General features: G+C 55.6%; 7 protein-coding genes and 1 pseudogene. 2 read left to right on the top strand and 6 right to left on the bottom strand.

What is annotated here, in order from left to right:
• Positions 1 to 289: 289 nt before the first annotated feature.
• The 6 genes and pseudogenes from RG836_RS19215 to RG836_RS19190 all read right to left on the bottom strand — a co-directional run.
• A complete protein-coding gene (locus RG836_RS19215; protein ID WP_310848471.1) occupies positions 290 to 2737 on the bottom strand; it encodes a penicillin acylase family protein in 2448 nt (815 codons plus the stop codon).
• A 262-nt stretch (positions 2738 to 2999) separates the two neighbouring features.
• On the bottom strand, positions 3000 to 3644 hold the full coding sequence (locus RG836_RS19210) for a glutathione binding-like protein (protein WP_310848469.1): 645 nt from the start codon (positions 3642 to 3644) through the stop codon (positions 3000 to 3002).
• Between the two features lie 321 nt (positions 3645 to 3965).
• A complete protein-coding gene (locus tag RG836_RS19205) occupies positions 3966 to 4175 on the bottom strand; it encodes an SEC-C metal-binding domain-containing protein (protein WP_007906737.1) in 210 nt (69 codons plus the stop codon).
• A complete protein-coding gene (locus RG836_RS19200) occupies positions 4175 to 4669 on the bottom strand; it encodes an LEA/WHy family protein (protein ID WP_310848466.1) in 495 nt (164 codons plus the stop codon). The genes RG836_RS19205 and RG836_RS19200 overlap by 1 nt, the downstream gene beginning before the upstream one ends.
• A gap of 46 nt (positions 4670 to 4715) precedes the next feature.
• On the bottom strand, positions 4716 to 5192 hold the full coding sequence (locus RG836_RS19195; RefSeq protein ID WP_310848464.1) for a YchJ family protein: 477 nt from the start codon (positions 5190 to 5192) through the stop codon (positions 4716 to 4718).
• A gap of 292 nt (positions 5193 to 5484) precedes the next feature.
• Positions 5485 to 5801 (bottom strand): annotated as a pseudogene (locus tag RG836_RS19190) (IS5/IS1182 family transposase); the annotation flags it as partial.
• A 212-nt stretch (positions 5802 to 6013) separates the two neighbouring features.
• On the opposite strand from RG836_RS19190, the gene RG836_RS19185 reads away from it, so the two are divergent.
• Entirely contained in the window at positions 6014 to 7132 is a 1119-nt protein-coding gene (locus RG836_RS19185; RefSeq protein ID WP_310848462.1) for a protein kinase domain-containing protein, read from the top strand.
• The gene (locus tag RG836_RS19180) at positions 7129 to 8829 is read left to right on the top strand and encodes a hypothetical protein (RefSeq protein ID WP_310848460.1); all 1701 of its coding nucleotides are present in this window, start codon (positions 7129 to 7131) and stop codon (positions 8827 to 8829) included. The genes RG836_RS19185 and RG836_RS19180 overlap by 4 nt, the downstream gene beginning before the upstream one ends.
• Positions 8830 to 9011 lie beyond the last annotated feature (182 nt).

The following is a 9011-nucleotide window of genomic DNA, read 5'->3' as shown; positions in this document are numbered from 1 at the left end:
GCAGATCAAAAGCCAGATCAAAAGCGATTCGCCGAGGCGGCCTAGTAGCCGACCTGGCTTCGGATTGTTCGTGTTCCCCTTGTGGGAGCGAGCCGGCTCCGGGCGGCGTTCCGACGAAGGCTATCTCCCTGCTGGCGAGGCGGATGTCCCCAAACCCTGTGGGAGCGGCGGTGCGACGATTCGACTTGCCAGCGATGGCGTCTTATCAGGCAATACATCTGCATGGCCCGCCCAGTCACTGCAACGCTGTTCATCGCCGCACCGAGCCCCGGAGGGCCCAGTCAACCGGTTATTTCCCCGGTGTCAGCGTCAGCCGTGTTTTGCCATACACCTTGTCGAAGTTCTGCGGTTGCAGCGGCAGGCTTTGGTAGTGGGCTTTGGTCCAGGCGTCGAGGCCGTTGAGGTGATAGGGGCTGGACGGGTTGCCCGATTGGCCACTGCCGCCCTGGCCCATCAGGGGTTCGGTCTGGCTGAAGTCGACGATCATGCGCAAGGTCGGGGCGGCGGTGGTGTTGAAGTCCTGGCCCCAGGCGTAAGCCGAAGTGTTTAGCGTGGTGTGGTCGCCGCCAGCGGCCAATGGTCCGCGCACGGTCTGGCCAGCGCTGTTTTTCCAGGTGTAAGTGTGCAGCTTGCCCCACTGCCAGGCTTTGCGGTCGGCACCCAGTTGGCTTTCGCCGGCGCTGATGGCGGCGGCGAGGCTGCGGGCGAGGATCGCCGGTTTGTCTTCTTTCTGCGGAGTGCGCTGGTCGTCCCAGAACGGGCTGTCCTCGCGGCCGAGCAAGTGATCGGCTTGGGCGGCGTAGGACAATTCGCCATTAGCCACCAACGCTTTCCACGCCGGGCTGCCTTCCGGGCCGAGTTCGTCGAGGAATATCTGTTTCATGCTTTCTTGCAGGAACAACTCATAAATCGCCGCGTCCGCCGACACCGGGCTGAGTCGGCCGTCAAACGCCAGCAAGCGGCTGTAGGCTTCACGCGCCTTGTCACGGTCCGCCGGCGGCAACGCGTCGATCGCTTGCTTCAGCGGTTTGGCCATGCCCGGCGCTTCGAAGACTTTCTTCAACTTGGCGGCGAAGGTGGTGGTCTGGTCGTATTGCATGGCGATCAGGCTGCGGGTGTCGTGCTTGCTGGCGCCGGCCATCTCGGCCAAGCGTTCACCGCGTTCGGGCGCGGCCCAGGAATTGGACAGTTGCATACCGTAGCCATGGGGGATAACCCGTTGGTTGGCGGTGCCTAGCCAGCCTTGTGCCGGGTCCTGATCGTAGGGGTGCAGCATCGCGTCGGCGTAACCGTCCCAGTCGTAGCGACCTTCCCAGCCCGGCGACGGCAACAGGCCTTCGCCTTCACGACGGTTGGGGAAACGCCCAGTGACTTGCCAGCCGATGCTGCCAGCGTCGGCGAACAACATGTTGACGGCGATGGCGCGGATTTCGCGACTGGCGTCCGAGGCTTTTTCGAGGGTCTGCGCGCGGGTCAGGTCGAAGAAGGCGTCGAGGGTTTTGTCGTCGGTCAGGCTCGGCGTCTGCAACGCCAGGCCGAAGCCGTTGGCCAGCGCGGTGCCTTGGGCGCTGTTGAGCAGGGGCCCATGACGGGTTTCGTATATCGGCTCGCGGAACGAGCGCTGGCCTTTGACGAAGTACGTTTCGTTGCGCACGCCCACCGGCAGCCACTTGCCGTTGGCCTCGTAGCTGAGGCCGTTGCCCTGGCGCTTGAGTTTTTCCAGGAATAGGTCCTGATTGTCGCCAGTGACTTGGGTCATGCTCCAGGCCACTTTGCCGTTGTAGCCCTGCAGAATCATCGGAATACCGGCGATCGACGCGCCGGCCGCCTGGTACTTCGGCGCGCGGATCTGCACGAAGCTCCACAGTGACGGCACGCCCAGCGCCGAGTGGCTGTCGCTGGCCATCAGGCTCTTGCCGCTGCGGCTGCGTGGCGGCGCGATGGCCCAATTGCTGGCGGACGACGCTAGCAGATTGAGGCCTGCGAACTGTCCGGTGGCTTTGCTCAGCTCGGTCAACCCCGGCACCTGGCCGTTGAGTTTGAGGCCTTTGAGTTTTTCGCCTTCAGCCACTTTCAACTGTTCATCGGGGGCCGCCGGAGCCAGCCACGGCAGTTTGTCAGTGGTGACATTTTGCGCCAGCACCAGCGAGGCGATTTCTTCCGGCAGGTTGGCCGACTGGCTGAAATTCAGCAGGCAGAACAGCAGGGCCGAGTCTTCCGGTTTCCAGTATTCGGGTTTAAAGCCGCTGCTGGCGAGGTCGCCTGGCAGCTTGTCGCGGTAGCGGAACAGGTAGGCGTTGACGCCCCGCGCATACACTTCGAAGAAGCGCTTGAGCCGTGGCGACGAGGCCTTGTACAGCTCGTCGGCGCTTTTCTTCAGGTTGACTGCGCGCATGTAGCGATCGACGTCCAGCAACTCGGCACCGGACATTTCCGCCATGCGGCCCTGGGCCAACAGTCGCAGGGTGACCATTTGCGCGATGCGGTCGCTGGCATGCACATAGCCGAGGGCGAACAGGGCGTCGTGGAAGCTGTTGCTCTCGATCAACGGCATGCCCATGGCATTGCGCCGCACCGAAACATTCTGCGCCAGCCCCTTGAGCGGCTGCACCCCGGAGGTGGGCGGGAGGCTGTCCTGGGCGTCCCAGGTCTGACAACCGCTCAGACTAAGAGCACCCACCACTGCTGCGGCAACGCCGAACCGGGGGAAAAAGGATGAAAGGGCTGGCGAGGCCATGGCAAAGCTCCTGCGGGGCGGGGTAGAGGCGCAATAAAGCCGCTACGTTAGTGAGCAGGAGCAGGGCGCGCAAGCGGGGCGGGAATCTTATTTCAGGATTTGTCGGATAAACCCGGGACGGAGCCCCCGTGGCGAGGGAGCTTCCTCCCGCTCCAGTGCGGAGCACTGGCCAAAATGGCGGTGATCGCCGGGATTTTTGGGGCTGCTGCGCAGCCCAGCGGGAGCAAGCTGCCTCGCCACAAAAGGCTCGCAGCGGCGACTGTCAGGATTTCGGCGGGTTGATCCTGGCGGCCAAGGCGTAGGCCTTCACAGTTGCCGGGCGCTCCTTGATGCGGTTGAACCAGCGCTGCACATTGGGGAAGTCGTCCAGGTTCTGGCTCTGCCACTGGTGCGAGACGATCCACGGGTAGATCGCCATGTCCGCGATGCTGTATTCGCTGCCAGCGACGAATTCCTTGTCCGCCAATTGCTTGTCGAGCACACCATACAAACGCGCGGTTTCATCGACATAGCGCTTGATCGCGTAAGGGATTTTCTCCGGAGCGAATTGGCTGAAATGGTGATTCTGCCCGGCCATCGGCCCCAGGCCACCCATTTGCCAGAACAGCCATTGCAGCGCCAGTTGCCGGCCGCGTAGATCCTTGGGCAGGAACTGGCCGGTTTTTTCCGCCAGGTACAGCAGAATCGCCCCGGACTCGAACACCGACAGCGGTGCGCCGCCATCCACCGGCTCGTTGTCGACGATGGCCGGAATCCGGTTGTTCGGGGAAATCCTCAGAAACTCGGGTTTGAACTGATCGCCCTGACCGATGTTCACCGCATGCACGGTGTACGGCAGGCCGGCCTCTTCGAGGAACAGCGAAATCTTGTGGCCATTGGGTGTGGTCCAGTAATACAAGTCGATCATGCAGAACTCCAAATCAAGGACGCAGGGAAGAGCGAACAGCCGCCGTGGGCATTAGGTCGTCCTGTTTGCACTGGATGGCTTGCCTGTCAGATGAAGTGATGCTCAAGTGCGGGAAATTCAATGACTGAGCGTGAGAAATATCGGCATGGCGCTAAAAGGCCCGGATTATCTCGACACTCATGCTCGGCACTGATCGATTGCCCGTGGGAACGAGCCTGCTCGCGAACCTGCTCGCGAAAGCGTCAGCACATTCAGTCTCGATGGCGACTGACACGGCCTCATCGCGGGCAAGCCCGCTCCCACAGGATGTGCGTCAGGGCCTCAAGCCCCGTGGCACTTCTTGAATTTCTTGCCGTTGCCGCACGGGCAAGGGTCGTTGCGGCCGACGTCTTTCAGGGCGTTGCGCACCGGTTCCTGGTGAGCGTGGCCGCAGTTCGGGCCGTGGACATGGCCGTGATCGTGGTCATGGTGATCGTGATGGTCGTGATCATGGTTGCAGTCAGGGCCATGGACGTGGGGTTGCTGGGTCATCAGTTGCGCTCCGGAATTAAATCGGCGGCGATTATCACGCCATTGCGCCTGAGGTGCACGTAGTCCGCGATGAATAAACCGGTTTCCAGCTCACCTTCCAGACGATAGGGGATGGCCTGCTCGGGTTTTTTCAGCATTTTCACCAGCTCGCGAATCTGCGGCCAGAGGTTGGTGCGCACGGGCACCTTGAAGTACGCGCTGCGTTTCGGGCCCACCGTGAACCAATGCTCATGCTCGCCCTCGGTCAACAAAATGTCGCCCAAGTGCACCCGGTATTCGAGGCCGCGCACGGTCAGGTCGCTGTCGTAGGGGTTGTCGACGCGAAAGTGCAGAAGAAATTTCTGCTCCATCAGTTTGGCCCGCACGACCTCGACCTTAACCAGATGCACCTGTGGTTCGGGCCCGTCATCGTCACTGAACCACGAGGCGCATCCGGTGAGACCGAGTGCCAGCAGTAGCGTAAAAAGGTGCAGCGCGAGTCGCCGGGTGATCATGGTGGTGTTTCTCCCTTGAGCCCCAGTCTAGTCCCTTGGCGTCAAGTCAGGTGGCGAAGTAGCTCGAACAGCATTTCTTGAATTTTTGCCCGCTGGCGCAGGGGCATGCATCGTTGCGCCCGGCCTTGAGCGGCACGGTGGGATCGATGAAGTACCAGCGCCCGGCGTTCTGTACGAAAGAGGAGCGCTCGCGGTGGCTGTGTTCGCCGGTGCTGTCGTGCCAACGGGCGGTGAACGTGACGAAGGCGTGCTCGGGCTGGCCGCCGAAGACTTCCGAGCTTTCCACCTCAAGGCCGAGCCAGGTGCTTTGCGCGCTCCAATCGGCGATCGACTGGCGATCGAGACCGCTTTGTTGCGCTGGCATCGTCGTGCCGACCAGGTAGTCGACCAGGCCCAACACGTAAGCGCTGTAGCGCGAGCGCATCAGCGCCGCCGCGCAGGGTGCCGGGTGGCCGGCATGGTAATGGCCGCAGCAGGCGTCGAGCAGGGTGCCGCTGCCGCAAGGGCAAATGGATGTACTCACTGAATCCGGAGCCTTACTAACAGTTACATGTGTTTTATCTTCCATAAATCAGTCACTTACCTAATCTAACTTTTTTTACGTATTTTTACGCTTGGGACGAGTGCGTGACTGCCAATCGGTCTCATTGCAAACCCATGGCAACCCCTCATTTGAGCGTTCGTCAGAGGTGGAGGTTAGTCTATGACGGTCAGCGGGCGCGCGATTTCAGAATCGATTACGTAACCGAAGAAAATTTTGTCCACGAACTCGACTTAAGTGCACTTAGATTTGACAGTGTTGATCCTGCGGTGACGTCTCCAGCCGGACAAATGTGTTTGTTTTCTGATGTGGCATAGAGAGGGCACCGTTATAGAAGCGCCCGTCAGCCCCGGAGGTCATTGGCTTGGTCACATAGGTGATGATGCCTGCATTGTGACAAGCCAGGATTTGTGCGCTTTTGAAGTAACCTCGGTCAGCCACTACCGACAATGTGTCTTACGCCGTCGCCTAGCGTGGGCTGCTTGGCCATCGTGTTGAGTTGATCGCGATCGGAACCGACGTAGTCAGTTTGTGAGCAACGATCAAATGGTGCTGAGTATCGACCGCAGTTGGCAAGTTGTAGCCGACGATTGCCCCCACGTTGGGGCCGGACAGAGGGGATCAGTCACATTGCTTGGTGGTCGCTCACCGACCCATCGACGACATTCAAGGGAGGCGCCAAGCTACGTCTCGCGGGTAACGAGGGCGGGGAGCCTTGAGTAGAAAGCCTACCTTCTCTGGAAGCGAAAACAGTTAGTATTGCGATATAAATTCATGCAGCACGCACGATAGGGAAATCAACGATGAGCACGGCGTATGTAAATCCTGCAGCACGACTAGCTGGTATGGCTTTGAGTGATGGTTGGCAGGTAGGCAAAATTATCCCTACCGGGCGCCGAAACGGTGGGTCAGGGGGGTTTTTCTCATTTTCCTATGAAGTCTCCAATGGAGACCGTAAGGCCTTTCTCAAGGCGTTCGATATACTTACACCAATTAATGAAGCAGTTGCTGCTGGCCAAGTCTTTACCACCATGCTGTTGGCCCACCTTCAAGCATATGAGTTTGAAACTAAGCTTCATTCACTATGCGCTGATAAAAATATGAAGCGTATAGTGAAGATTCTAGCACACGGCCAAGTGAACCTCCCGCCACTGGCTGGTGAACAATTCAGCGCGGTACCATACATGATTATGGAGTTGGCAGACGGGGGCGACATAAGAAACTACATAGGTAAATCAGAGTACGTCGATCTTTCGGTGAAGCTGTACTACCTGAGGGATGTTGCCTCCGGACTCATTCAGTTGCATGGTGCTCAGATAGCTCATCAAGATCTAAAGCCATCTAATGTCATGATATTCGGCGGCGAAACCGCCAAAATAGGCGATTTAGGAAGAGCTAGCAAACAGGATGTTAGAAGTTCAAATGATTTGTATGATATTGCTGGGGACTATGCGTATGCACCTCCTGAACAGCTTTACGGTCATTCACTTGACAACTGGAAAGACAGGCGCCAGCGCTGTGATCTTTACCAGTTTGCTTCTCTAATAAGCTTTTTGTTCTTTAATACAAGTTTGAACTCGGTTTTCCGAGATCGCCTACCGGTAGCGCTCATTCCAGCAGCTTGGGAGGGCGACCATGCTTCTTATGTGGATGCGCTGCCTTACCTAATTCAAGTGTTTGAAGAGGTGCTCCTAGAGTGGGAGCAGCAACTTCCTAATTGGTTGGGGAGTGAAGTAATTGACATCATTCGTCAGTGCGGTACTCCAGCATATAGCGAGCGTGGTTCCCGTAAGACGATAAGTGCTAAAAACCAGGACCTTGGAATTAACAGGTTTGTATCTCAATTAGATAGGCTAGGTTTCAAAGCAATCATTGAGGCGCGTAAGATGCCCAAGAAAACTTCAGGCGAGATCAGTTTGTGAAATTATTTGACAGCGAGAGAGACGTTTTGCCTGCGTGGGTGACATCCAAGCAAGCAGCCAGTCTACCCGAGCTTAATTCGATAAAAAAACACAACAAGGTTTTTTTACCGATGGAAACAACCGCCGAAATACGTTTGGAGTTTGAGGGTCATAGAACTATCGGTATTGCAGTGGAGCTCCTCAATGTTGCGATTATTGAAAATGATCGTGCTTCAGCTTATTTGGCTGCGTCTTATTTGAATGAGCAAGGTTTTGTACCCCCGAGCCTCGCAGGACTTATTAAGCAGGCCATAGGGTCGCCAGAAGTAACACCTAATCCACTGTTAGGCCATCCAGTATCCAAGCTAAAGAAACTCCTAGCAAGCGCCCCGAACAACCCGCTGGCCTGGGCAGACTTGTCTCGTGAGTACGCAATTCTCGGGGAGAAAGATAAATCGATTAAAGCTATGCTCGGTGCTCTGCACGCAGGTGTAAATCACCGATGGATAACCCGAGTCGCATCTCGTGTGTTTGTACATTTCGAAGAGCCTGACAGAGCTCACCATGTGCTGTTAAAAAATGAATACGTAAAGTCAGACCCTTGGCTGGTGGCCACAGAAATGGCTGTCTCTCGCAAAGCTGAAAAGCAATCTAAACTTTTATCGGTTGGTAAGCGATTGCTAGAATCAAATATAAAGCCAATTCATACCTCTGAACTAGCTAGCTCTTTTGGTACTTTGGAGCTAATCAATGGAGCTGAAAAAAAAGCAAAAAAACTGTTTAAACAATCTTTGGTTGAACCTAACCAAAACTCTCTCGCGCAGGCAAAGTGGGCGGAAAGAAGTTCAAATCTTAAGAAGCTTATTCAAATTCCTCTAAATACTCAGCTTGTGGCATATGAGGCGCAGTATTGGGAAGCTTACAGTAAAAAGGAAATACCCCTTGCTCTAAAGTACGCAATGGCATGGTACGAGCAGGAGCCTTATTCCATAGGTCCAGCTATCGCAGCCTCCTATCTAGCCTCGCTACTCGATCATTATGAGCTTGTAACTCTTGTTGCCAATAAGGGGCTGATTGCTAACCCTCAAAATCCGACGCTGAAACTTAATCAAATATTCGCGTGGATAGCTAAGACCGACCTCAGTGAACCACCAGCTTCCATCTTGGTCGAGGTTGAACAAGCCTACCGAGACTTGAATGATATGGTGGCTAGCGATGATTGGAGCATCTCAGCGCACGCCTTAGCGAATCTGGGGATGCTTGAATACCGTCTCGGGGATAACGAACGGGGGCGTAAGCGATATGAAGAGTCTGCGCGTATTTACGAAAAAAACGCTCCCGAGTTCATCATTCTGCTCCTAGTTAATTACCTTCGAGAAGCATTGATATGCGATACGGATTGGGCGTATGAGATTATGTCACGAACGAAGCTAGCGCTTTCAGGAAAGTCATCCAGTGCGACGCCAGGTGGAGAGTACTATCTTGAGAAAATTGTTAGGCTCAGTAGTCTCCCCGGAACTTGGCGCGATAAATTTAGATCTGAAAGCACTAGGGCGATGCAGGTAGCCGAGTCTCCGAGTTCTGGTGTCGAAAATCGCACGCTAAGTGTCGACGCGGCACTATCGAAGTTTTGGCTCCCTAAAAAATTTTCGCAAATCGAAAGTCTTAATCAATTCACCGACAATGCCGATGACAGTCGAAAGTCACCTAAACGATAACCATTTTACATTTTTCTGTAATGTTAGTTTATTTAGGTAGAATTAATAATTAAGTATCTTGAATGATGAGCGCAGGCGGCCTTACCTGTTACGTAGAGAGCGAGTGAAGAGCCTGCTTTTATCAATAAAAATAATTCATGATGGGCTCACTTTCATTGGTCCAGGAAAGTTCTAATATTTCG

It is taken from the genome of Pseudomonas rhizozeae (assembly GCF_031583775.1).
Taxonomy (GTDB): domain Bacteria; phylum Pseudomonadota; class Gammaproteobacteria; order Pseudomonadales; family Pseudomonadaceae; genus Aquipseudomonas.
This window is presented reverse-complemented; position numbering and strand designations above follow the sequence as displayed.

Excerpts from the sequence above, each read along its gene's own strand:
- RG836_RS19215 (WP_310848471.1), bottom strand. The coding sequence starts at position 2,737 with ATGGCCTCGCCAGCCCTTTCATCCTTTTTCCCCCGGTTCGGCGTTGCC.
- RG836_RS19210 (WP_310848469.1), bottom strand. The coding sequence starts at position 3,644 with ATGATCGACTTGTATTACTGGACCACACCCAATGGCCACAAGATTTCG.
- RG836_RS19205 (WP_007906737.1), bottom strand. The coding sequence starts at position 4,175 with ATGACCCAGCAACCCCACGTCCATGGCCCTGACTGCAACCATGATCAC.
- RG836_RS19200 (WP_310848466.1), bottom strand. The coding sequence starts at position 4,669 with ATGATCACCCGGCGACTCGCGCTGCACCTTTTTACGCTACTGCTGGCA.
- RG836_RS19185 (WP_310848462.1), top strand. The coding sequence starts at position 6,014 with ATGAGCACGGCGTATGTAAATCCTGCAGCACGACTAGCTGGTATGGCT.